Genomic DNA, 24,580 nt, shown 5'->3' on the forward strand with positions numbered 1-24,580 from the left:
GCCTGTTACTCAGCACTTATGACTCAGAACTCTAAAAATATGTAAAAATGCTATTCGGCGTTGGAAACCAGCGCTGCTAACTTATAGCTCTGTTTGCTGGAATGCCGATCGCCTGTAGCAATGTTAATCAACTTTGGGGTTATATTTTAACCGAGACACTAAAGCGCCTGGGACTGACTTGTGCTGTGATTTGTCCCGGTTCACGCTCTACACCCCTAGCAATCGCCTTTGTCCAACAACAACCAGATATTGAAGCGATTTCTATTCTTGATGAACGCTCTGCCGCTTTTTTTGCTTTGGGACAAGCAAAGGCTAGCGGTCGTCCTGTAGTACTTGTTTGTACCTCTGGTACAGCAGGGGCGAACTTTTACCCAGCGGTCATCGAAGCTAGAGAAAGTCGCGTACCCCTGTTGGTGTTAACTGCTGATAGACCGCCAGAATTGCGAGATTGCCACTCTGGGCAAACTATAGATCAGTTGAAATTATATGGTACTTACCCAAACTGGCAAACAGAGTTAGCTTTACCCTCCCCAGATATGGGAATGCTAACTTATCTGCGGCAAACAATAATTCACGCTTGGGAGAAATCGCAAACTCCTACAGCAGGGCCAGTACATCTAAATATTCCCTTCCGTGACCCCTTAGCACCGATTTCTGATGGAACTGATTTCAGCTATTTGGACTCACAGTTTCACCCAGAAGACTTTTTTGCAGGAGTCACAAACTCCATACTATTCCCCAATCTCTATTCCCCCTTCGGGTTCGCAGTCGCTCATGGGGGAAACCCCCAAGACCGCGCTGTCTCACCAATCCCCATTCCCCTAGAATGGCAGCAATGCGATCGCGGAATTATCATCGCAGGTGTTGCCCAACCACAGCAACCGCAAAATTATTGTCAGGCGATCGCGCAACTTTCCCAGACCCTCAAATGGCCAGTGTTAGCAGAGGGACTCTCCCCAGTTAGAAATTATGGCGACCTCAACCCTCATTTAATTTCTACCTACGACCAGATTTTGCGAAATCCGCAACTAGCAAAACAGCTAGCACCCGAAATGGTGATTCAAGTAGGAGAAATGCCTACAAGTAAAGAACTGCGTACTTGGATAAATAACACACAACCACGACGTTGGGTAATTGACCCTAGTGATCAAAACTTCGACCCACTGCATGGGAGGACGATTCATTTGCGTGTTTCGGTGGAACAGCTTGCAACGGTGCAGGGGACAGAACTTATTACCAATTCATCAGCTTCTGATTATCTCCAACTGTGGTGTACTGCTGAAGCTAAAGTCAGGAAAGCTGTTGACCAAACTCTGGCGACAATGGAAGAGTTATTTGAAGGTAAAGCCGCCTGGTTGCTTTCCCAAACTTTACCGCCGGGAACACCACTATTTATCGCTAACAGTATGCCTGTGCGGGATGTGGAATTTTTTTGGAAACCGAATAATTTAGGAGTGCGATCGCATTTTAACCGGGGTGCAAATGGCATTGACGGTACATTATCCACAGCTTTAGGAATTGCCCACCGCCATCAAAGTAGCGTGATGTTAACAGGAGATTTAGCTCTGTTGCATGACACAAATGGTTTTTTAATCAGAAATAAGTTTGTTGGACATCTGACAATTTTGTTAATCAACAACAATGGCGGTGGTATTTTTGAAATGTTACCCATTGCCAAATTTGACCCACCATTTGAAGAGTTTTTTGGCACTCCCCAAAATATTGATTTCGCCCAACTGTGCGCCACTTATAGTGTAGAGCATGAATTAATTACTTCTTGGCAGCAGTTGCAACAAAGATTAAACCCACTTCCAGACAAGGGAATTAGGGTTTTAGAGTTGCGGACACATCGTAAACATGATGCCAAATGGCGACAGGAGAATTTGCGAAACTTTACCGTAAATATTGTAATTTAACTCTCCCGTTAGGTGTTGCTGGATAGCAAAATGAAATATAGCGATTAGGTAAAGCGCTGTGGTATTTGGCTTAAAGAGCATTTAACACTCTTAAATCAACAGATAATATATAGCATCCGACGCGAACGGAATATCGTTTTCGCAGTTAATTACTATTGATATATCGCTTTCCACACTCATTGTGAAACATTATCAACTACAAGCCAACGCTTTCCCCAGCGATTATCTAAATAACTTATGGGGGGAAATCCATGCTTGCTCTTACTTTGCGATCAACAACCTCAACCGCGATTTTGTCGGTACTAAAGGATTTTCTGTAGTATTCCAGCGATCGCACATAGCAAAGGTAGAACAGCAATTCCCCTACTTCAAATCTTATATGGATTTGGCTCTCCAGCCTAACTGTAACGCTTTTTACCTCAATCCTTTATTGCTCGAAGAAGGCTCCCGTGTCGATCCGCACATTGATCGCTCTCTGCGTTCGTACTGCAAAACCGTTGAACCGCCTGCGGTTGTGAGTGTTCTTTATGTCCGAGTACCTCAAGACATGGAGGGGGGAGAACTGGTACTCAAGTCGCACAAACGCCAACTTGGGCAAATTAAGCCGCAAATGAACACCTTACTTTACTTCCAGGGTGATTTAACTCATTCCGTCAACGCCGTGAAAACACCAGGGAATCGATTGAGCTTAGTATGCGAACAGTATACTTTGAGTGAAGCTGAACTCCAAGAAATTCCACCATTTACAGTGGAGTCAAGAGTTGCTCAATCTACAACAAAAAAACGCAAATAAAAATACGTATTTAGTGCTGCCAATTGGTAATAAATAAACGATAGTAGAATTGATAACTACTGATTATCAAAAAATCAAAGCAGTAATCCTAAACTAAGTATTACTACTGAGACATAATCTAGGGTAAGCTTGATAAATGAACTACGACACAGCTCGCAAAATCCTTATAGACCAGACATTAACAACCGAGAACAATCCAGATGCCCTGTTAATACGTATGAAGCAGGGAAAACCACCTGTTCCTGGTCAGATCACCTCGATTTTGTTGGCGTTGAAAGTGGCGTTTGAAGCCTTAAAAGAAGCCCAAACTCTAGATAGAGAACTAGCATTTGCCCTTTTTCAGTTAAGCATCAAGGCTCAACAACTATATGCAGCGGGGCGCAAAGCTGGCATTGAATGGCCACCGCTGCTGAAGGAAGATTTACTACGAATTTCTTTAGCATCTGAAAGTATCTTTTCCGGTGCATGGCAAACTCCACCATCTGGAGGATTAGGAAGTCTTTAGGAAAGCTGGAGTGTCGAGTTCTTCAAAGTGCTGAGTTGGGAGTGCTGAGTGCTGAGTAGGAAGTGGGGGGTGCTGAGTGCTGAGTATAATTTTCTCCAATGCTCAATGCCCACTGCCCAATGCCCTATGCCCAGTCCCCAGTCCCCTTGTTCCTTTTTCATGTGCAGTGAGTCGGCGCTGTCTCACCACTTCAGCTGGTTTGAAACTTAACGATTTCGCAGTTCTGCTTCTAACTTGTCTAAATCACTTTTGAGCAAAATCGTCATTTGACCAGTGAAAGCTTTACCAGTCTTGGGTTGGGCGACTTCTACCCAGTAAGCATAGCGATCGCCTACACGCAATTCTCCTTGTAAAGCTTCTCTAATCGGAGTTTTAGCAAAACGGGCTGAGTTGATTGCACTCTGGTTAGGATACTTATAAAGCAGCTGTGCATTATTAAAGTCTTGATAGATATCTAAGCCATAAATTACGCGTAAGGCTTCCTGGAAGCGCTGAAATGTCATCCCGTTAACAGCATCATACATAGTAATGCGCTCACTACGGATTTTGCTGCGGTCTTTAGCAAATGCCACCTTACCAGGAGGCAATACTGATGCTAGAAAAGTGAATCGCTGGGCAGCAGTATCACTTTTTTGCACAAACAATTTCTCTCCATTATTGGGGCGTAGTGTAGAATGTGCTTTGATCCAAGTCTCTACTTCTTCTGTTTTTTGCCCAGGTAAAGCATTCGCTGTAGAATCAAAAACCATACCCATCGAAAACCAGGGCAATAGAGAAAAAGGCAGAATCAAAAAACTAAGCAAAGGTTTTTTTAGCATTTTCTATTCAGGACTTATATGGAAATTTCCCCGTTAGCTGATAACAATAGGGATGTATCCATAGTTTTCCCGTTTTTCATGAAGATTATTTCATTTCATTACGGCGGGGCTATAGCGAGTGTTGTACAGCAGTTTTTATGTATTTAGGCCATGCTCTTGTATTTCTCTGTGCGCGACGCCAGTTGCTACAACGCGGGGAACCCGCGCAACGCACTGGCTCCTCTGCGCCTCTGCGTGAAATAAAAAAAGATGTGGTTTATTTACCTGAAAATAGCTGTAATTTTTAAGCTGTCAGCGCTACCTTAATTACCTTTCGTGCCTTCATGTCATAAAATACTTGTTCTAAATCTTTTAGGGGGCGATGTTCGCTGATCAGTAACTCTAAAGGAAGTTTACGGCTAGCTATAAATGATAGGGCGGCTCGCACATACTGCGGAGTGTTGTGAAACACACCCTTGAGAGTTACTTCGCTGTAGTGTAACTGTTCTGTATTAACGGTAATAGTTGTATCTCGTGGACAGCCACCAAATAAATTGACAGTTGCACCGGGACGGGCACAAGCGATCGCACTTTCCCAAACACTAGGTATCCCGGTTGCTTCAATCACCACATCTGCACCCCATCCTTGTGTCAGTTCTTTCACGACACCAGGAATATCGGGGTTTTGATGATAATTAAAAGTTTTAGCTGCACCTAATTTTTTGCCAATTTCTAGCCTGTGGTCATTACCTCCCCACAGCCACACCTCAGCTTTAGCATCAACAGCCAAAGCCGCTACAAACATTAATCCAATCGCCCCATCACCCAAAACAACTACCCGGTCTTGGGCTTTGATATTAGAACGCCCTACCCCATGCAACACACAAGCTAAAGGTTCAGTCATCGCTGCCAATGCAAAAGGCAACTCATCGGGAATTCGCAACAAGTTATGTTGTACTATCGGCGCGGGAATTTTTAAGTATTCTGCAAATGTGCCATTGTTCCATGTCAAATTGGGGCACAATGAATACTCTTGCCGTTGACAAAAAAAACAGTTCATGCACGGAGCAGAATTATTCGCTACGACGCGATCGCCTACTTGCCAGTCTGTAACACCTGCGCCCACTGCCACAATTTGCCCTGCTGCTTCGTGTCCAAACAATGTCGGCGGTGTTAGCATTCTGGCGTGACCGCCACGACGCCAAACTTTCAAATCTGTACCACAAGTTGTAGCAGCCCCCACTTGGATCACTACTTCCCCAGTACCTGGAGTTGGGTCAGAGACTTTTTCTAAACGTAAATCTTCTTGACCGTAAAGTAAGGCTGCTAACACAGCTTTTGACCTAGAATTAATTACTCCACCTGATTTTATCAGGTGAAGTAATGAAAACGTCAGCAGTCAACCTTTCCAGAAAACAAAATCCCCTACGGCAAGCCGCCCAGAGGAATTCTACAAAAACCTTCTATATTTATTTTGAAGTGTTTTTAAACGGTAGTTGATTTCTACCGTGCTGCATTAAGAATTGACTGTTGGTTGGGGAAGCACTCCCGTGTTCCGGGTTTCCATATTAGGCAGACGATTGAGAGTTATTAGCGGAACTTCTTGCCGACAAGATAGACAAAACCAATAAACTTCGCTATGTCGAACATGACGCAGGAGGGAACCGCCGCAACATGGACAGGTGTTGGTTCGCATACTCATACCGATGTCCTCCTTTAAAAAAGTAGTTATTTAAAACGGGCAAAAAAGAAAAAAGGGACGAAAAACTCGTTAATTAAAATTCTGATTTCTGCCGCATGAATGTGCCCATTCAAGTCTATGCGATCTTTAATAATTTGTTTGTAGATCGTTTCGTGACCATTAACCATTTGGGTAACGCTAAACTTACTAACACCCACTAACACCCAAAAGTCCAATATCGGTTAACCGTACTCTCAAAATACCGCAAACAAATTTCAGAGCATCGCATTAGTAATTGCCACCGGGCAGCTACAATGCTTAAGGTTATAATTTACTACTGGCTCCTTTCATCTATCTTGGGGATCATAAGTAATTCGTCTATTTTGTAACTTAACCTACTAATCAACAAATTTTGTAGCTGAGAATACTAAATTTTGATGTGGGATCAATTAATTCTAAAACCGATTTCATGAAAAGCCCTAAACGTCTAGATATTCAATAAATATTAAATAAAAATAAAATCTTCTTGATTAAGTTGATTAAGTATTAATTAATTTAACTAAATATTGACTAATGAAAATCGCAACTTGGAACGTTAATTCGATTCGCACTCGCCTAGAGCAAGTTATTGATTGGTTAAATCAGAATCCAGTTGATGTGCTGTGCTTGCAAGAAACGAAAGTTATGGATAGCGACTTTCCGCGATCGCCCTTTGAAGAATTAGGATATCACCTTTATTTATCAGGACAAAAGGCCTACAACGGCGTAGCCTTAATTAGCCGTCAACCGCTATTAGATGTCAGTACTGGTTTTACCTCGATTGTCCCCACTATCCCACCAGAATGGGATGAGCAAAAGCGGGTGATTACGGGTGTTATTGATAGTATTCGGATTGTTAATCTTTATGTCCCCAATGGTGCAGCCGTAGGAACCGAGAAATACGTTTACAAACTCCGTTGGTTGACAGTGCTAAAAGAGTATTTGCGATCGCTCCTACAATTACAACCTGCAATCTGTGTATGTGGAGACTTCAACATTGCTTTAGAAGCTAAAGATATTCACGAGCAAGTTAGTCTTAACAATCACATTATGGCCTCTGAAGCAGAGCGCCAAGCCCTAAGAGATATACTAGCACTGGGATTTGCCGATGCCTTTCGTAAATTCACCCAAGAAGGCGGAAATTACAGTTGGTGGGATTATCGCGCCGCAGCCTTTCGGCGTAACTTAGGTTGGCGAATTGACCACCATTATCTAACACCAGTTTTGTACGAGCGCGCTAAAAGCTGCATCATTGATGTCGCCCCCAGAAAATTGCCCCAACCCAGCGACCATACACCAGTAGTTGTGGAATTGGAGTAAAGGCACAACAATGTTCCTTACCCGTGTACTAATCAGCCTTAGAGGTTGTTTGAAAAGTAGTTGGCTGTGATTTTAAACACTTATTGATCCCCCCTACCCCCCTTAAAAAGGGAGGAAAACTTCTTAAAGTCCACGGCAGTTGCTACAACGGGGGGAACCCCCGCAACGCACTGCCTCCTCTTTTTAAGGGGGATTTAGGGGGATCTAAAACGTTTTGCTACCAACAAGAGAACTTTTAAAACATCGTCTTACATAATTTCGGCAAATCTCCGATGGCTTTTGTTAGCCAAGAATAGTTTTTATGAGTGAGTTAGCAAACAGGAGAATTGAGAAAGCATTTAAGCCAAATGAATAAGCATTTAGGCATTTTGCTTGCGGAAAACACCAAAATGAGTGCGCGATCTACCAAAATGAGAAAGTATTTAGGCATTTTGATAAAGCAATATGCCTTTTTGCTTGCGGAAAACACCAAAATGAGAAAGCATTTAGACAAAATGATAAAGCAAAATGCCTTTTTGCTTATTAAATCGAGTTTATTATGTTTTTGTGATGAAGTTACAAGTAATTCTCTTTGATGTTGAGCGCTATTCGCCCTCATCCTAGAAGGGTTTTGCTCACAAACAAAGCCCGTGAAGGCAGGGTAATTAAGCCCATTGTTATAGAGACATGGTATAAGATGAAAAAGTATCGAATTCTTAAAAGATAGCAACACTGTCGATGAGCAAATCTGTATCTTTTCAGCTCATGATGAGGTTTATTGAGAAATTAAGGGAAGGCGATCGCTAGAAAAAATTAAATGTGATGCCATCCTGGGGAGAACATTAGAAGAGTGCGCTGCAAGATATCGGGGATTTTGCAAAAAATACCGCCCACAGGCAAAGCCACACAAAAGAAACCATATTCCCTGCATCTATTAAGTAGGGCTAGGATTGCCCAACTACGTGTATTTCAAAACTCAAATGGAATTTCTATAGCTTTTCAACTATTAAGATAGATAAAGCGTGGCTTATTCGGATAGTTAGCCTAAGGATATGTTGAATATGGTTATTAAGTATACAAGTATGCTCATAGTGAAATAGCTGATTTCAGGTTCAAGCATTAATCAACGAGTTTTGAGCATATACCTAGCTCTTCGAGAACGCTAAAGACTGAAAGTATTCATATTAGGTCATTATATGATTTTAGTCACTGGAGCAACGGGAGGAATTGGTCGCAGAGTTGTGCGACTTTTACGCCAACAGGAGAAACTAGTGCGGGCATTTGTCCGCCTTAACTCACATTACGGCGAATTAGAACACAGAGGATCGGAAATCTTCATCGGTGATTTACGACAGCAAGAAGATATCCAAAAAGCTTGTCGGGGCGTTCAATATATTATTAGCGCTCACGGTTCTGATGGCGATGCTTTATCCCTCGACTACCGCGCCAATGTTGAACTCATTGACCAAGCAAAAGCTAATGGAGTACAACATTTTGTATTCATTTCTGTACTAGGTGCTGACCGGGGGTATGAAGATGCTCCTGTATTCAAAGCCAAACGGGCCGTTGAGCGATATCTAGAAGCTAGTGGCTTGAATTACACTATTTTACGCCCAGCTGGATTAGCATCGAACTTGCTACCATTGGCAGAACGGTTTCGTGAAACAGGGTTGTATCTGCTCATCGGCGATCCCAAAAACCGTACTTCAATTGTGAGTACAGATGATTTGGCAAGAATAGTGGTGGATTCCTTGACAACTGAAGGCGCTCGCAACCAGACTTTACCAGTAGGGGGGCCAAAGATTTTATCGCGTGGAGAAATTCCCAAAATTTTTGGTCGCATCTTCAACAAAGAGCCTTTAGTGATTAACCCGCCACTGTTTGCCGTCGATGGTTTTCGGGGTGCATTGGGTTTAATTAATCCCCAAACACAACAAGCGTTGGGAACCTTTCGTACTTTGCTCGCCAATGAATTTTTCTGCACAAAAGATGAAGTAGCCAATTTAGAGAGGATTTTTAACTTTCAATTGGAAACATTAGAAACTTTTGTGCGGCGCTATTTAGCAGTTTGATGTAGAGATTAGGGACTGGGGACTGGGGACTGGGGACAAGGGGAGGGGGAGACAAGGGGACAAGGGCAAAGAACTATGAATAACTCTCCTTGTCCCCCCATCCCCCATGCTCCTTGTCCTCTTCACCCAATGCCCAATCCCCGATGCCCAATGCCCAATAAACTAAAATTCTATGAAATTTTCTCTCGTTGCGGATGCTATTCAAGCGCGTCAGACAAAACAGCGATTCGCTAAACCAGACGAACAATTGTCCTATGAATTGGGTAAGGCGGTACAGGAATTGCCACCGCTTTATACCAGATTGTTAGCGGGAACGATCAGCTTAATAGTATTTGGAGCGATCGCCTGGGCGCATTTTTCAGAAATAGATGAAGTAGCAACAGCACCAGGAGAATTAATTGCTTCTTCACAAGTACGACCAGTAACATCCCTTGGTGGTGGAAAAATTCTTACAATCAAGGTCAAAGAAGGCGATCGCGTCACTAAAGATCAAGTATTGATTCAACGAGATCCCGACTTGCAACAAACTGATGTTAATCGTCTTGCCAAAACTACTAAGTTGATTCAAGAAGACTTGCAACGTTTAGATGCCGAACGCACCGGAGTTAAAACTACTGGTACTAAACTACAAGATGAACTTTTAAACTCGCGTCTTGCGGACTACCAAGCACGTCAAGCAGTTGCAGAAGCAGAAGCCAACCGCCAACAGGCACTTATAGCTCAAGCGAAAGTGCGTCAAACTCGGTTGCAAGAAAACTTAGCTAGCGCTAAAACTAGCCTTGGCAATGCCAAAACTAACCTTGCCAACGCAGAAAGTATTAGCCTGAAAGTGCAAGAAAATTTGGCGATCGCTAAAAAAAGGGAACAAAGCCTACGTACCTTAATTACTCCTGGTGCTATCCCTAGAGTCGATTACCTGGAAGCGCAAGAAAGATTAAATCGTGCCAATACAGAAATTACTAGGGCTAAAGATGAGGCGACTAACGCCCGTAATAGAATCACAGAGGTTCAAGATAGAGTAACATCCCTAGAAAAAGATATTGCCGCCCAAACCCAAGAAATTCGCCAAGCTGAACAAGCATATCAAGCCGCTCGTAATCAAGCACAGCGTTTAGCATCAGAACGTCAAAGTGAAATTTTGACTCAAATGAACAAGCGCAAAGAAGAATTAGCTAACGTTTCTGGTCAGTTAGAGCAGGCTAGAAAGCAAGAAGAAGGAGAAACTATTAAAGCTCCCGTTGCAGGCACAATCTACAAAATCAAAGCCACTAAGGGGCCAGTACAAGCGGGTGAAGAACTACTGTCAATTTTGCCGGAGGGGGAACAGATGCTTTTAGAAGTAAAAGTTCTCAACCGCGATATTGGTTTTATTCGTGAGGGAATGAGAGCAAAAGTAAAAATGGCGACTTTCCCTTTTCAAGAATTTGGGATCATAGATGGTACAGTTGTGCAAGTTAGCCCAAATGCAATTGCTGATAAAGAATTAGGCTTAGTTTTTCCCACCAGAATTAAACTAAATAAACATACCGTAAATGTCCGGGGTCAAGAAGTTGCATTTACTCCTGGTATGACAGCAAACGGCGAAATTGTTACTCGTAAAAAGTCAATTTTGACCTTCATTATGGAACCGGTGACCCGGCGGTTTAGCGAAGCGTTTTCTGTAAGGTAAGTTTAGGGGAGCGATCGCTTTTTTACATGAAAGGCGATCGCTTATTTATCGCAACTTTCAAAGCAGCAAGTATTAAAGCTTATTCTATTAATAATGAACCAAAATAAAAAACTTTTGTAGTAAAAAATTTAGTCCTCAATATAAAGACTAAAGCAATTACTACAAACTTTTTAATTATGTCCATGCAACCGGACATGATACCGAGTTGCATTCAAAGATAGTAAATTAGGGCAGCAGAGGAGCAGGGGAGCAGAGGTGAGGAAATCCAAATTTGTCTGATCGCAACATAGTATGAGATTAGATGTTAACAAACCATCTGCGAAGGTCATCCATTTGCTTCTGGAATTGAGTCAGCATCTTTCCCAAATCAGCAAACTGGTCATTGCTAAGGCTGTTGTAAGTATTATTGTCTAGATTGCTTTCGTAGTAACGGAATTGTGAGGAAATATTTAAATTCCCAAATTGGCCACTAGTTTCCGGTTTCGAGATAGCGTCTAAGCTCAAATTTATACTATTACTCTCGGTTATAGGGCTAGTGCTGAAGCTAGAGGTGGTAACTTTTGCACTATTTTCTGCCATATCTGCAACGATTTGACCTACTAGCGAGTCTACACGGAAGCTACTATTTGCACTTGGTGTACTATTTCCTGCTGTCTGTGTAATTATCTGACGCACTTGGGAATCAGTCAGATTACGGTTAGCACTAAGCATTAGAGCTACTACCCCAGCAACGTGGGGAGCTGCCATAGATGTGCCGCTATAATTACCATACTGATCACCTGGTAGTGTTGATTCAATATCAACTCCTGGCGCTGTTACGTAGGCGAGTTGACTGATTCCTGGTTGGTTAGAGAAGTCAGCCATGTTATTATTTCGATCCACTGCGCCAACAGCGATTCCCCACTTATCTGCATAGCTAGCTGGATAGGATAATATTGGCAAACCATTATTACCGGCTGCCATCACGACAACTACACCTTTCTTACTGGCATATTCAATAGCTGATGCTAAAGAACTGTTAGGAAAATCGCTACCTAGACTGAGATTAATTACATTAGCTCCTTGATTCACGGCATAGTAAATGCCATTAGTAATAGAAGTAATGGAACCTGCACCAGAATCACTAAGAACTTTGAGGGGCATAATTTTGGCACCATAAGCAATGCCAGTAACACCTAAGCCATTATTTTCCCCAGCAATAGTGCCAGAAACATGAGTACCATGACCATTTTTATCTAAAACTTCGTTGGTTGTATCAATAAAATTCCAACCGCGGGCATCATCAATGTAACCATTACCATCATCATCTACACCATTACCAACAATCTCTTTGGTATTAGTCCAGATATTGTTCCTCAAATCTGTATGGTTATAGTCCACCCCAGTATCTAAAACAGCGACAACAACATCCTGACCTGTATATCCTTTTGCCCAGGCTTCTGGAGCTTTAACAAGGTCAGCTGCCCAATTATTTCCACCCAAATCAGCAACATCAGCAAAAGTATTCTGACCAATAGCTTTAGCAACTCCTGCTGCTGCATTCACTAAGCCATAGCCAGAGGTGGATTTATATTCAAGTGCGCTAACACTAGAATTAGTAGCATCACCGAGAATTTTTGAGCCACTAGTATTGAATTGTTGCACATGACCATCATCTACCTTGGGTTCATTTAGGGTAGCTTTAAAGCTACTACGACCGCTAAGATTGAAGCTGTAATCATCCTTGGTAGAAAAGTTATCTAATGAGGAAGTATGAGCAACATTTAGCCCGTTATCAGCAATCGATTTTCTATTAGTATAATCCATGACTTTAGGTAATTTCTCCTCAAAGATATCAATCTTTTGTTGACAGCCTAAACTGTTAAAACCTCTAGATCTAAAAGGCTTTAATCACAAACAATTTCCCTTTGCCAATAATTACTATAAAAATTAATTGTAAAATGACAACTTAATCACAAACAGCATTAGCAAAATTGTGAATGTAGTTAAAAATTATTTTGGCTATTAGACATCTTGCATAAGTCTGTGTTGTGGATAACGAACTAGAGATGCACATAGATAAACACCAATATTAATCTGTGTGCAGTTGCGTTTATACGTAGTTTATTTTATTTTTATTTTTATTTTTGTAATAGTTTTATTAGCTTGATAAAGTAACGAATAATCAAAGAAGCATCTGTAGCCTTCAGCGCAAGATTTGACTTGGCTAATATCAGGTTATATCATCTACAAATTCATTAAAAATTATTAATTTAACAAAGATATGCTAATTTTGAGTTATGAATGCAATTTGAAATTAATCACTTAAAAATAAAATCCAAACGTTGCTGAGTTACTTTAAATGATTCGGCTGCTGAGCTTTCACCTAACAATACAGATTCAATTGTCCGCCCTAAATTGCCATAAGTCGGAGTGTAGCCAGTAAAAAGAGGACGCGATCGCTACAACTTTGCTACATTGCTCAAGCGTTGCCCAATTATCTTAAGTTAGGATTTTCAGCAGCACAGGTTGATAATTAAATAATTGTGCCTTTGCATCTAAGCAAAAGCTAGGTATATCCTAATCTTTGAACAGAGCGTTAATTATTTCAGGTTATGGCAGGTCATAGTAAATGGGCAAATATTAAGCGTCAGAAGGCGGTAGTGGATGCAAAAAGGGGAAAAACCTTTACCCAACTGTCGCGGGCGATTATTGTTGCTGCTAGAAGCGGTATCCCAGATCCAGCAGGAAATTTTCAACTGCGTACAGCAATTGATAAGGCTAAGGCGGCGGGGATTCCCAATGATAATATTGAACGGGCGATCGCTAAAGGTGCAGGCACATTTGGCTCGGATAACTCTAGCCTAGAAGCTATTCGTTACGAAGGATATGGCCCTGGTGGTGTAGCGATTTTAATTGAAGCCCTCACAGATAACCGCAATCGCACTGCTGCGGACTTACGTGCAGCCTTTAGTAAAAATGGTGGTAATCTCGGTGAAACAGGTTGCGTTAGCTGGATGTTTGACCAAAAAGGCGTTTGTGTGGTGCAAGGAGTGGTTGATGAAGACCAGCTTTTAGAAGCATCCCTAGAAGGCGGTGCTGAGTCTTATGAAATGGCCGAGGATGAGATGGCTGAAGTGTTTAGCGAGGTAGAAAATTTAGAAACCCTCAATAAAACGCTAAAGGAAAAAGGCTTTAAGGTAACTGATGCCGAATTACGCTGGATTCCTAGTAATAATATTGAAGTTACCGATCCAGATCAGGCGCGATCGCTGTTTAAATTAATTGACACATTAGAAGGATTAGATGACGTTCAAAATGTTACATCTAACTTTGAAATGGCAGAACATCTTATGGCTCTAAGTATAGTTTAATAGAGTATTTTTCGTTTGCTTTGGATACCATGCTAATTAAAACAAACCCGAAAATTTCATAGAAATTACAAACCCATGAACTATTGGGAGTTGAGATGATGTTGTTGGAATTAAAGCGCATCCATGTTCCACCAGGACAAAGAGTGCTGCTAAAAGATGTAACCTGGCAAGAATTGGAAACAATTCTGGAAGAATTAGGCGATCGCCGTGCAGCAAGGATTGCTTATGATAAGGGAATACTGGAGATTATGGCTCCACTACCAGAACACGAATATGACAAAGAAATTATTGGCGATTTAGTTAAGGCTTTGCTGGAAGAGCTAGATATTGAGTTCCTCAGCCTTGGTTCTACGACTTTCAAAAATCAATTGATGGCTCAAGGAATAGAACCCGACCAGTGTTTCTATATAAAAAACGAAGCCAGGATTCGTGGTAAGAAGCGACTAGATTTAACTGTAGATCCTCCTCCATATTTAGCTTTAGAAGTTGATATCACTTCTCGCACTCATCCTAATATTTATGAAGCGCTAAAAGTTCCAGAACTTTGGCGATTTGAAAGAGGAAAGTTGCAAATTAATGTCCTGCAAGATGGTCATTATTTAGATTTACAAGAAAGCTTAAATTTTCCTAAGTTACCGCTAGTCGGCGTGATTCCCCAATATCTTGAGCAAAGTAGAACAGCAGGTAGGAATACTACACTCAAAGCCTTTCGCCTTTGGGTGCAACAGCAGATACAGCAGCAATAACCAATTCCCCTCCTCGCTTACACAAGGAGGGGAGGCGGGATGCTACGCGCTAAAGTATTTTGCTAATGGGTGATAGGCAATAATCGCCGTTGTAGATTGTTCTGGATAAAGCTGTTCACTTTCATCCATATACAGATTAATTCTGTCAGTTCCCAACAACGCTAGTTGCTTGTATTGATCCTGAATATTTGGACAAGCCGGATAGCCAAAACTATACCGCGAACCACGGTAACGCTGTGCCAATATATCCCGGATATTATCTGGTTCCTCAGCGGTAAAACCTAATTCCCGGCGAATCCTAGCGTGTGTCCACTCTGCCAGTGCTTCTGCTACTTGCACTGCTAAACCGTGAAAATACAGGTAATCAGTGTATTGATTATCTGCAAATAACTTTTGAGCAAACTCCGTTGCGATATCTCCTACAGTCACCGCCTGCATCGGGAAGACATCAATTATCCCCGATTCCTTGGGTGCAAAGAAATCTGCAATACACAGCCTCCTCAAAGACTTCTGTCTGGGAAACTCAAACTTCGCAACTTCCTTCGCGTCTAAGCGATTTGTTTCATAAATATGCAAAGTATTCCCCTCAGCCTGACAAGGGAAATATCCATAAATCACCTGGGGATGCAACAGATTCTCCCCAATAATCCGCTGTTTCCAACTTTCCAGAATCGGATAAACCTTATCAGCCAAGAAAGCCTGATATTCTTCCTTAGATTGCTCCTTTGGCTTGCGGAATTGCCATTGTCCAGCAATTAAGGCTTGTAAATCCAAATGCCAGAATAGTTCCTCTAAAGAAATATCACCAGGCTGTAACAACTGCGTTCCCCAGAAAGGCGGCGTCGGACGTTCAATATCTACCGCTACAGCTTCGGAACGTCTGGTATCTACTTTAGTGCTGAGTTCTGAGTGCTGAGTCTTGAGTGCAGATTCTTCAGTAATAACTTCTGATTTTTTGTCAGCGATTTCTGGTTCATCAGTTTCTACTTCATTCAAAAATCCTTGCAAATCATCCCAGTTACCAGTAACCTTCGCTGGCATTAGTTTATCCATGAAATGCAAGTCAGAAAAGGCATCTTTGCCATAAACAACTTTACCTTTGTAGCTATTTTGGCAATCTTGATAGACAAATTTGGGAGTCAGAGCCGCACCACCTAAAATCACAGGGACGGTAATTCCCTTTTCGTTGAAAATCTCCAAATTCTCTTTCATGAAAGCGGTGGATTTTACCAGCAAACCACTCATAGCAATACAATCAGGTTTGTACTGTTCGTAAGCCTGAATAATATTTTCTACTGATTGTTTAATTCCTAAGTTGATCACTTTGTAGCCGTTGTTGGACAAAATGATATCAACTAAGTTTTTACCAATGTCGTGAACATCACCTTTGACAGTGGCAATAATCACGGTTCCTTTGCCATTATTGCCTGATTCTGACTTTTCCATGAACGGTTCGAGGTAGGCTACTGCGGCTTTCATAGTCTCCGCAGATTGCAATACAAAAGGAAGTTGCATTTGTCCCGAACCAAATAACTCACCCACAACTTTCATGCCATCCAGCAGAAAGGTGTTAATAATTTCCAAGGGAGGATATATTTCTAAGGCTTTTGTTAGCTGTGTTTCTAGACCAATGCGTTCGCCGTCGATAATATGACGTTTGAGGCGTTCTTCGATGGGGAGGCTTTCATCAACACCTTTGTTACGTTTTGTCGTTACCTCTGCAAAAACTGTGGTTAGTTCTCCTAACGGGTCGTACACGCAGGCATTACCTTCAAACTTCCGTTGATCATAAATCAACTGACGACAAATTTCTTGATGGCGCGCTTCAATTTTGGAAAGTGGTAAAATCTTGCTGGCACTGACAATGGCTGCATCCATTCCCGCCGTCATCGCCTCGTGTAAAAACGTCGAGTTAAGCACGATTCGTGAAGCTGGATTCAAACCAAAAGAAATATTGGAAACACCCAAAATTACATGACATCCTGGTAATTCTTGGCGAATCCGTCGAATTGCTTCAATGGTAGCTTTGCCGTTTTCTCTATCTTCTTCAATCCCTGTAGAAATTGGTAAAGCTAAGGTATCAAAAAATATCTCTGTGGGGGGGATACCATATTCTACAGCTTGACGATAGGCACGTTGGGCGATCGCAAATTTTCTCTCGGCAGTTCGTGCCATTCCCTCTTCGTCTATTGTGCCAATTACTACGCCTGCACCGTATTTCTTCGCTAACTCTAACACCTTCAAGAAACGCGGTTCACCGTCTTCGTAGTTGGTTGAATTAAGTAAGCATTTTCCACCAGCGACTTTTAAACCCGCCTCCATTTTTTCCCATTCGGTGGAGTCGAGCATCAAAGGCAATGTAACATTATTGACTATGCGCGAAACGAGTTCGTGCATATCCCGTACACCATCACGCCCTACGTAATCGACGTTAACATCAAGAACATGAGCGCCTTCTTTCACCTGGGATCTCGCCATTGAAACAAGTCCATCCCAATCTTCTGCATTCAGCAATTCGCGGCACTTCTTGGAACCACTGGCGTTGAGGCGTTCCCCCACAATCAGAAAAGAATTATCTTGAACATAAGGCTGAGTGCTGTAAATTGATGCTGCTGCTGGTTCTAAACTAGGTTGTCTAACTTTGGGCTTCAGGTCTTTGGCAATTTCTGCTAATTGTTGAATGTGTTCTGGACGTGTCCCACAGCAACCCCCAATCACTTGGACACCTAAATCTTCAACAAAGTGCATCAGCGCCATCCGTAATTCCGTCGGTGTTAAACGGTAGTGTGCTTGACCGCCGACGTTTTCAGGTAAACCTGCATTAGGAATACAGGAAACTGTGAAAGGTGAATGTTCTGCCAGATATTTAATATGTGGCTTCATCAAGTCTGGGCCTGTAGCACAGTTGAGACCGAGAATATCAATTGAGAAAGGTTCCAAAATTGTTAATACGGCACTAATTTCGGTTCCTACCAGCATCGTGCCCATACTTTCCATTGTCACCGATACCATCAACGGACGGCGATCGCCTTTTTTGGCAAAGACTTCTTCAATTCCATTCAGCGCCGCTTTAATTTGCAGCACATCTTGACAAGTCTCGACTATGAAAATATCAACGCCACCATCCCATAGTGCTTCTGCTTGTTCTGCAAAAGCAATTTTCATGGTATCAAAGTCAATATGCCCCAAGGTAGGGAGTTTAGTTGTAGGGCCAATGGAACCCGCTACAAACCGGGGTTTTTCTGGCGTGGAGAATTCCGCAGCCACACGCTTTGCTAATTCGGCTGCTGTTTTGTTGAGGTAGTATGTTTTGTCTGCCAAGTCATATTCTGCCAACACAATCGAAGTAGCGCCAAAGGTATCCGTTTCAATCACATCTGCACCAGCTGCGAGAAAGTCACGGTGAACCTTGGCGACAGCTTCCGGGTTAGTGTGGATTAGGTATTCGTTACAACCTTCATATTGCGGGCCTCCAAAATCATCAGCAGTGAGGTTTTGCGTTTGCAAGTTGGTTCCCATTGCACCGTCAAAGACGATAACCGGGCGTTCCGGGCTATGTAAGCGTTCAAGGAAAGAATGAGTCATATTTTCCGCAAGGAAATTATTTAGTCGTGTGATATTAGACTTAAACTATTATTTTCTAAAATTTGCAAATTTTTGGCAGACTGAATTTAATGTTGCGATCGCTGCCATATCCAATCTTGTAAAATCGGATTGACTAATTCAGGTGCTTCATCTTGGGGGCAATGTCCCACCCCTTCCAAGGGAATAAACTTTTGTACTTGAGGGTAATTAGCTAATTCTCTACCTAAATCTACTGGTTCCCAAGGATCAGCTGTTCCCCATATAATAATTGCTGGACAAGGTAGCAAAGGTAAAAGGTCTTCAGGTAAAGGCCCTGTGGAATAAGCAGTAAAGGCAAGAAACACAGCTACCGCACCAGGGTCACTAGCTGGTGCAGTCAGAATGTCTACTAACTCGTCTGTCACAGCCGCAGAATTAGCATAGGCTTGCAGCAGAATCTTCCGTACTGTTTTTGGTTTAGCAACTTGATTAAAAAAGAAGTTGCCAATTGATTTAATAGATAATAAACGCTGAAGTAGAGGCGCTCCAAAGCGACGAGACCAAGGTAAAGTTGCCCGTTTGCGATCGTGTAGTAGTCTTAAAGAACAGTTGAGTAATGCTACTCCTAGAGCAATCTCTGGGTTACTCACTGCCGCTTGCATGACCACAATACAGCCAATAGAATTACCCACTAAAAAGGCGGGTTCACCTACCACTTCACGACAAAAATCTGCTACCTGCTGTCCCCAAGTCTCAAGTGTATAAGCAATTTTTTCACCCGGTTTAGGTTTAGCTGAACTGCCAAAGCCAATCAAATCAATCGCATAAACACGGCAATTTTCTGCTAGCACAGGGATATTTTGCCGCCAATGCCACCACGATGCCCCAAAGCCATGCACCAGAACAACTGCTGGCCCAGAGGTTCCTTGGGTTTGATAGCAGATGGGGAAACCTTGCCAAATCCAAGTTTTTGTTGAGATTGATGCAGTTTTAAAACTCATTATAGGCAGTTTTATGAAAGATGAATTTATGAAACAAGGTTACAAATACAAGCCTTAGACATGATTTTTTTTGTTTTAAGAGCTTTATCTGAGGTAAATATTACCTATCATCCGAGCCTTGATAAATATCCACATTACATTCAATGGTTATTTTGTTCGTTAGCATATTACGATGAAAAATTTAACCACAATATTACTAAAATTTTAAAAGCATATATTAGATAAAACCTTGACAAATGAATTTGTTAATAGTAAAAATTGACACTAATGTCATTTATACATAAAAAATGTGTATAATAAATCACTATAATTAGCTCAAGCAGCAGATTGTAGAAATGGGTTGACCTAAAGTACAAATTAATATTTGTAAACTTTGTAAAGAATAAATTAACTTAGTTGAAAAAACGACTCATTGAAAATGCCTGGAAAGGTTAACTTATAAACATTTTGAGTTTTGACTTCTACGTTCAGCGTAGGGATGAGCGTAGAGTAGCGGTAGTAATAGCTTAACAAGCCCAAGAAATTGCTCAAGAGCTAGGTTTTAGATGAAGAACAATCAACTCTTATTCATACTGAAAACACATTTTTGAGTTTGAATTTGGATTGCGTTGTTCTTGCCTTATGTCTTGATATTCACATCCTAGAGGGGGTTTGAACTGGTCTAGCTCCCTAAATTTTTAAAGTAGGTGCGTGAAATTTACTATACCGCAAGCAATATGATGGATTTAATACACTTAACAGTTTCGGTAGTTTCACAATTCACGGCAGCAAAATTGGTTTATAAAATTGTGGGATATCAAGGGTCTGCCAAGGAAGGGGTAATTTGCAACTAGAAAGTAACGCTAAATTTGATGAGATTTTTTTGTTGCTAGTTCCTTCGAGCCGAATAAGATGACTACACTAGAAAGAATTGATACTCCCGTAGGCAGCTATGCACCGGACTTTGAACTGCCAGGAGTTGACAACCAAGTACACCATCTCAGCCGTTATTTAAATAAGTTCCGTGCAGTTGGTGTTATTTTCATGTCCAACTACTGTCCTTACGTAGAGCTATATTTAGACAGACTGAAAAATATTCAAGCGGAATTTACACAAGTAGATTGTACACTGATTGGTATAAATGGTAGTGAAGCTATTGGGCACCCGACAGAACGCTTTGAAAAAATGAAAGCGTTTGCCCAGGTTCATCAGCTAAACTTTCCTTATCTATGGGATTCCACTCAAGATGTTACCCGTAGTTTTGGTGCAAGTAAAACACCAATGGCTTTCTTAATAGATAATGATGGTATAGTCCGCTACAAAGGTAAAATTGATGATCATCCTCAAAACCCATCAGCAGTAAGAGAAAATTATCTGATCAAGGCGATCGCTTCTCTATTAAAAGGACAAAAAATATACCCGTTTGAAACTGAAGCAGTAGGCACTTCATTTATCTGGCGTATCTAGACACAGATAGTCACTGTACTGCTATCTTAAATTGGAGGCAATTGCAACTTTTTCGATAAAGCGTAACTTCATGGGAACGAATTACCGACGGGTTTTACTTAAACTGAGCGGTGAAGCCTTAATGGGCAACATGGGCTATGGTATTGATCCAGAAGTGGTTAAAGAAATAGCACAAGAAGTAGGAGAAGTGGTAGCCACTGGCGTTCAGATCGCGATCGTGGTTGGCGGCGGTAATATTTTTCGTGGCGTCAAAGCGGCCTCGGCGGGGATGGACCGGGCGACCGCTGACTATATCGGGATGATTGCCACGGTAATGAATGCCATGACGCTGCAAGATTCGCTAGAACGGATAGGAGTACAGACGCGAGTGCAAACTGCGATCGCTATGCAAGAATTAGCGGAACCTTACATTCGTCGTCGTGCCATCCGTCATCTTGAGAAAGGGCGGGTAGTAATTTTTGGTGCTGGTTCGGGAAATCCCTTCTTTACTACCGACACTACTGCGGCATTAAGAGCCGCAGAAATTGATGCCGAAGTGATTTTTAAAGCCACCAAGGTAGACGGAGTATACGATGCTGACCCTCATGTCTATCCTGATGCCAAACGCTACACCAGTCTCACTTACGCACACGTTTTGGCTCAAGATTTGCGAGTAATGGATAGTACTGCGATAGCCTTGTGTAAAGAAAATAATATCCCAATTCTTGTTTTTGACTTAACGGGACGAGGTAATATCCACCGAGCAGTCATGGGAGAATCCATCGGTACCCTTGTGGGAGGTTCTTGTGAAATTAGATGAAGCTAAAACTACAATGCAAAAGACTGTTGAGGCAACTCAACGAGCTTTTAACACGATTCGCACTGGTCGCGCCAATGCGAGTCTACTAGATAAGGTATTGGTGGACTACTACGGTTCACCTACCGGACTGAAATCGCTGGCAAACATTACTACACCAGATGCTTCGACGATCCTCATTCAGCCTTATGATCGTAGTAGCTTGAATATAGTCGAAAAGGCAATTTCCCTGTCAGATGTGGGTTTAACCCCCAGCAACGATGGTTCTGTAATTCGGTTAAATATCCCGCCTTTGACGAGCGATCGCCGCAAAGAACTAGTCAAAATTGCTGCTAAGTATGCCGAAGAAGGTCGTGTTGGTATTCGCAATATTCGCCGCGATGCCCTAGACTCAATTCGCAAGCAGGAAAAAAATGCTGAGATTTCTGAAGACGAAGCACGGGATCAGCAAGACAAACTACAAAAATTAACAAACACATACACTGCCAGAATAGATGAATTATTGGCAGAAAAAGAAAAAGACATTTCAACTGTCTAAAATTTGTAGTTGCTATCCACGCTTGCTACCCTGACCAAATGTAAGTAAGGGTTCTAGTAAGCGGCAATTACCTTAATTCATAGCAGAACCTGTAGTTTCAGGTAAAATAACAGCTAAAGGCTAAGAGTTGATGAATTTTTCAGCATTCACACTTTTAGCCTTTAAATTTTACAAAAATTTAGTTGAATGTACGATTGCATCATCGTCGGTGCCGGGCCATCTGGTGGAACAGCCGCATATCATTTAGCCAAGCAAGGCCGCTCAGTATTGATTTTAGAAAAAGAATCCCTACCAAGATACAAACCTTGTGGTGGTGGTGTATCGCCTGCGATCGCCCAATGGTTCGACTTTGATTTTAGCCCAGCGATTTCTGTAAAGGTAGACTCTCTTCGCTTCACTTGGAATTTGGAAGATCCTGTAGAAGCAAAAATTGGGCTGAAAGAACCGATTTGGATGGTGCGGCGAGATGTTTTTGACCATTTCTTAGTTCAGCAAGCTCAGAAACAAGGGGCTGAACTGCAAGATAATACAGAAGTAACTGGCATTGAGTTTAAAGGGGACTTTTGGCAAGTCAACACAGCCAACGGCCCAGTTACAGGTCGCTACTTAATCGCAGCTGATGGAGCCAAAGGATCGATGGCAAAATGGCTTGGCTTCAAAGACCGCAAACGCCGTTTAGCAGGAGCCTTAGAGGTAGAAGTTCCCGCTAATGTGAAGAACAAATCTACAATTCATTTCGAGTTTGGCTTAGTTAAAAACGGCTATATTTGGAATTTTCCCAAGGCTGAAGGTTATTCCATTGGCGTTGGTACGTTTATTGGTGGCGAACCCCAGGACTTTAAGAAAATTCTAGATGAGTACGCCCAATCCTTTAATGTTGATATCAAAACTAGCAAACAATATGGTTATCCTCTTTGCTTGTGGGATGGTCATCAAAAGCTACACACCCAAAATGCTGTTTTGGTTGGGGAAGCAGCTTGTGTAGTCGATCCAATGACAGCAGAAGGTATTCGCCCCTCAATTTTTAGTGGTTTGGTAGCAGCAGGAGCCATTAATGAGGCTCTTTCTGGTGACATCAACGCTTTAGAACAATATACCAATGCCATCAATGAACAATGGGGTACGGATATGGCTTGGGCAAAAAAATTAGCTGGAGCTTACTATCGCTTTCCGAAAATTGGTTACAAAGTTGGTGTCAAGCGCCCCTCTAGTGCCCAAATTATGGGTAAAATCCTATGTGGCGAATTGCGCTATGGTGATGTTGTTGATCGCGCCCTCAAGCGTTTAATTCCTGGTTTTGGAGGCTAGTGGTTCAGCGTTATGAGTTTAATAATTAACCGATACTCCAAAATATTTAGAAAACAACCAAAGAATTAACCCAGCCAATATTACACATATAATCCCTGCTAACCCAGCTAGGGGTTTTTTGTTCTTACCCGTATACCACTCAGATACTTTACCTGTGTAAGTAATTAGTTCTGCTGTGTCTAAAGTAGCGATCGCCCATACCCACCCAGCGTGAAGTCCCCAAGCTATACCCAAACTACCACCATCAGCAAACCTTGCCACTACCAGTACCATTCCCATGAGCCATAGGCCGGGAAGTTGTGGTATGGTTTCTCGTTGCTCCCAAACTAAATGTAAAACGGCAAAAATCAAACTAGAAATTATCGCTGCTACCCAAACAGGGTAATTCCGCTCTAATTCGGTAAATAGAAAACCTCGAAAAATTAACTCTTCTATGCCCCCGACTAACAACGCTATCAATAAAATAGGTGGCAATGTGGGTAATAATAACTTGAAGTTTGACTTTTGAAGAGAACACCAACCCAGCCCAAATTGCCCACTAAAAACAATAGCTAGACTCAGCACTCCTAAGCTGAAGCCCAAACTTAACGAACCTAGAATTGAAACACTCCCTACCAAGCCATAATCTGAGAAAGATTTATTAGTTAGTCGAAGAAATACCCAGAGAATTAGGGGCGCTAGTAAGTAGAGAGACATCAGTAAAGGAATTTTCTGCTCTGGCTGCAAAGTTTTGCCGGGTTGCCATTTGATGGCGATCGCAGTTACAACTGCCACTGGTAACCAGCATCCTATCCAGGCAATGAAAAAAGCCATCACTACAACTATTACTGGTGCATCTTGTAGAAATGCCAGTATATTGTTGGTTAATGGCTCAAACAATGTTATCAAAATAGGCATAAAAAACACGACTAAATTCTTGCAACAATAGATTTCTTGCTTCTTGATCAAGACTCTACTAAAATTAGCTTCTTATGCAAGAGGCCTAATCGTATTTTTTGAGGTAATACAATTATTAAACTATATTTGCCAGTAGGTTGTAACGATAGAGATAAGTTAT

Annotated in this window: 20 protein-coding genes; 13 read left to right on the forward strand and 7 right to left on the reverse strand. The window is 41.9% G+C overall.

Going from position 1 to position 24,580, the window contains the following annotated elements; genetic code table 11:
• The first annotated feature begins 101 nt into the window (after positions 1-101).
• The 3 genes from menD (at position 102) to AC5JL8_RS18305 (ending at position 3,214) form a co-directional block, all read left to right on the forward strand.
• Positions 102-1,916: a 2-succinyl-5-enolpyruvyl-6-hydroxy-3-cyclohexene-1-carboxylic-acid synthase gene (gene menD / locus AC5JL8_RS18295; protein ID WP_495881113.1), complete on the forward strand. Its 1,815-nt coding sequence runs from the start codon at positions 102-104 to the stop codon at positions 1,914-1,916.
• A gap of 181 nt (positions 1,917-2,097) precedes the next feature.
• Positions 2,098-2,709: a 2OG-Fe(II) oxygenase gene (locus AC5JL8_RS18300; protein ID WP_495881114.1), complete on the forward strand. Its 612-nt coding sequence runs from the start codon at positions 2,098-2,100 to the stop codon at positions 2,707-2,709.
• A gap of 136 nt (positions 2,710-2,845) precedes the next feature.
• Positions 2,846-3,214: a Dethiobiotin synthetase gene (locus tag AC5JL8_RS18305; protein ID WP_495881115.1), complete on the forward strand. Its 369-nt coding sequence runs from the start codon at positions 2,846-2,848 to the stop codon at positions 3,212-3,214.
• Between the two features lie 206 nt (positions 3,215-3,420).
• On the opposite strand, the gene AC5JL8_RS18310 is transcribed toward AC5JL8_RS18305, so the two are convergent.
• From AC5JL8_RS18310 to AC5JL8_RS18320, 3 genes are all read right to left on the reverse strand, one after another.
• Positions 3,421-4,032, reverse strand: a complete 612-nt coding sequence (locus AC5JL8_RS18310; RefSeq protein ID WP_495881116.1) for a hypothetical protein — start codon at positions 4,030-4,032, stop codon at positions 3,421-3,423.
• A gap of 283 nt (positions 4,033-4,315) precedes the next feature.
• Entirely contained in the window at positions 4,316-5,344 is a 1,029-nt protein-coding gene (locus AC5JL8_RS18315) for a zinc-dependent alcohol dehydrogenase (RefSeq protein WP_495881117.1), read from the reverse strand.
• Between the two features lie 183 nt (positions 5,345-5,527).
• On the reverse strand, positions 5,528-5,713 hold the full coding sequence (locus AC5JL8_RS18320; protein WP_495881118.1) for a hypothetical protein: 186 nt from the start codon (positions 5,711-5,713) through the stop codon (positions 5,528-5,530).
• Positions 5,714-6,265: 552 nt separating this feature from the next.
• Here AC5JL8_RS18320 and xth point away from each other — a divergent pair.
• From xth to AC5JL8_RS18340, 4 genes are all read left to right on the forward strand, one after another.
• Complete coding sequence (xth, locus tag AC5JL8_RS18325; protein ID WP_495881119.1) at positions 6,266-7,051, forward strand: exodeoxyribonuclease III; 786 nt, start codon at positions 6,266-6,268, stop codon at positions 7,049-7,051.
• A gap of 347 nt (positions 7,052-7,398) precedes the next feature.
• Complete coding sequence (locus AC5JL8_RS18330) at positions 7,399-7,626, forward strand: hypothetical protein (RefSeq protein ID WP_495881120.1); 228 nt, start codon at positions 7,399-7,401, stop codon at positions 7,624-7,626.
• Positions 7,627-8,226: 600 nt separating this feature from the next.
• Positions 8,227-9,102 (forward strand): SDR family oxidoreductase, encoded by an 876-nt coding sequence (locus tag AC5JL8_RS18335; protein WP_495881121.1) that lies wholly within the window; start codon positions 8,227-8,229, stop codon positions 9,100-9,102.
• Positions 9,103-9,274: 172 nt separating this feature from the next.
• A complete protein-coding gene (locus AC5JL8_RS18340) occupies positions 9,275-10,771 on the forward strand; it encodes a beta-barrel domain-containing protein (protein WP_495881122.1) in 1,497 nt (498 codons plus the stop codon).
• 297 nt (positions 10,772-11,068) lie between these two features.
• Here the strand turns inward: AC5JL8_RS18340 and AC5JL8_RS18345 are convergent, their stop codons facing one another.
• The gene (locus AC5JL8_RS18345; protein WP_495881123.1) at positions 11,069-12,577 is read right to left on the reverse strand and encodes a S8 family peptidase; all 1,509 of its coding nucleotides are present in this window, start codon (positions 12,575-12,577) and stop codon (positions 11,069-11,071) included.
• A 788-nt stretch (positions 12,578-13,365) separates the two neighbouring features.
• On the opposite strand from AC5JL8_RS18345, the gene AC5JL8_RS18350 reads away from it, so the two are divergent.
• Both AC5JL8_RS18350 and AC5JL8_RS18355 read left to right on the forward strand, forming a co-directional pair.
• On the forward strand, positions 13,366-14,124 hold the full coding sequence (locus tag AC5JL8_RS18350; RefSeq protein WP_495881124.1) for a YebC/PmpR family DNA-binding transcriptional regulator: 759 nt from the start codon (positions 13,366-13,368) through the stop codon (positions 14,122-14,124).
• A 98-nt stretch (positions 14,125-14,222) separates the two neighbouring features.
• On the forward strand, positions 14,223-14,870 hold the full coding sequence (locus tag AC5JL8_RS18355) for a Uma2 family endonuclease (RefSeq protein WP_495881153.1): 648 nt from the start codon (positions 14,223-14,225) through the stop codon (positions 14,868-14,870).
• 42 nt (positions 14,871-14,912) lie between these two features.
• On the opposite strand, the gene metH is transcribed toward AC5JL8_RS18355, so the two are convergent.
• Entirely contained in the window at positions 14,913-18,455 is a 3,543-nt protein-coding gene (gene metH / locus AC5JL8_RS18360; protein WP_495881125.1) for a methionine synthase, read from the reverse strand.
• Between the two features lie 86 nt (positions 18,456-18,541).
• Positions 18,542-19,435 (reverse strand): alpha/beta fold hydrolase, encoded by an 894-nt coding sequence (locus AC5JL8_RS18365; RefSeq protein WP_495881126.1) that lies wholly within the window; start codon positions 19,433-19,435, stop codon positions 18,542-18,544.
• Positions 19,436-20,326: 891 nt separating this feature from the next.
• On the opposite strand from AC5JL8_RS18365, the gene AC5JL8_RS18370 reads away from it, so the two are divergent.
• The 4 genes from AC5JL8_RS18370 to AC5JL8_RS18385 all read left to right on the forward strand — a co-directional run bounded on the left by AC5JL8_RS18370 (position 20,327) and on the right by AC5JL8_RS18385 (position 23,523).
• Positions 20,327-20,881, forward strand: coding sequence for a thioredoxin family protein (locus tag AC5JL8_RS18370; protein ID WP_495881127.1), 555 nt, complete (start codon positions 20,327-20,329; stop codon positions 20,879-20,881).
• Positions 20,882-20,951: 70 nt separating this feature from the next.
• The gene (gene pyrH / locus AC5JL8_RS18375) at positions 20,952-21,680 is read left to right on the forward strand and encodes a UMP kinase (protein WP_495881128.1); all 729 of its coding nucleotides are present in this window, start codon (positions 20,952-20,954) and stop codon (positions 21,678-21,680) included.
• Complete coding sequence (gene frr, locus AC5JL8_RS18380) at positions 21,667-22,215, forward strand: ribosome recycling factor (protein WP_495881129.1); 549 nt, start codon at positions 21,667-21,669, stop codon at positions 22,213-22,215. Before pyrH ends, frr begins: the two co-directional genes overlap by 14 nt.
• Positions 22,216-22,401: 186 nt before the next feature.
• Entirely contained in the window at positions 22,402-23,523 is a 1,122-nt protein-coding gene (locus AC5JL8_RS18385; protein ID WP_495881130.1) for a geranylgeranyl reductase family protein, read from the forward strand.
• Positions 23,524-23,541: 18 nt separating this feature from the next.
• On the opposite strand, the gene AC5JL8_RS18390 is transcribed toward AC5JL8_RS18385, so the two are convergent.
• A complete protein-coding gene (locus tag AC5JL8_RS18390; RefSeq protein WP_495881131.1) occupies positions 23,542-24,420 on the reverse strand; it encodes a CPBP family intramembrane glutamic endopeptidase in 879 nt (292 codons plus the stop codon).
• Between the last annotated feature and the right edge of the window lie 160 nt (positions 24,421-24,580).

This window comes from Mojavia sp., from assembly GCF_059505145.1.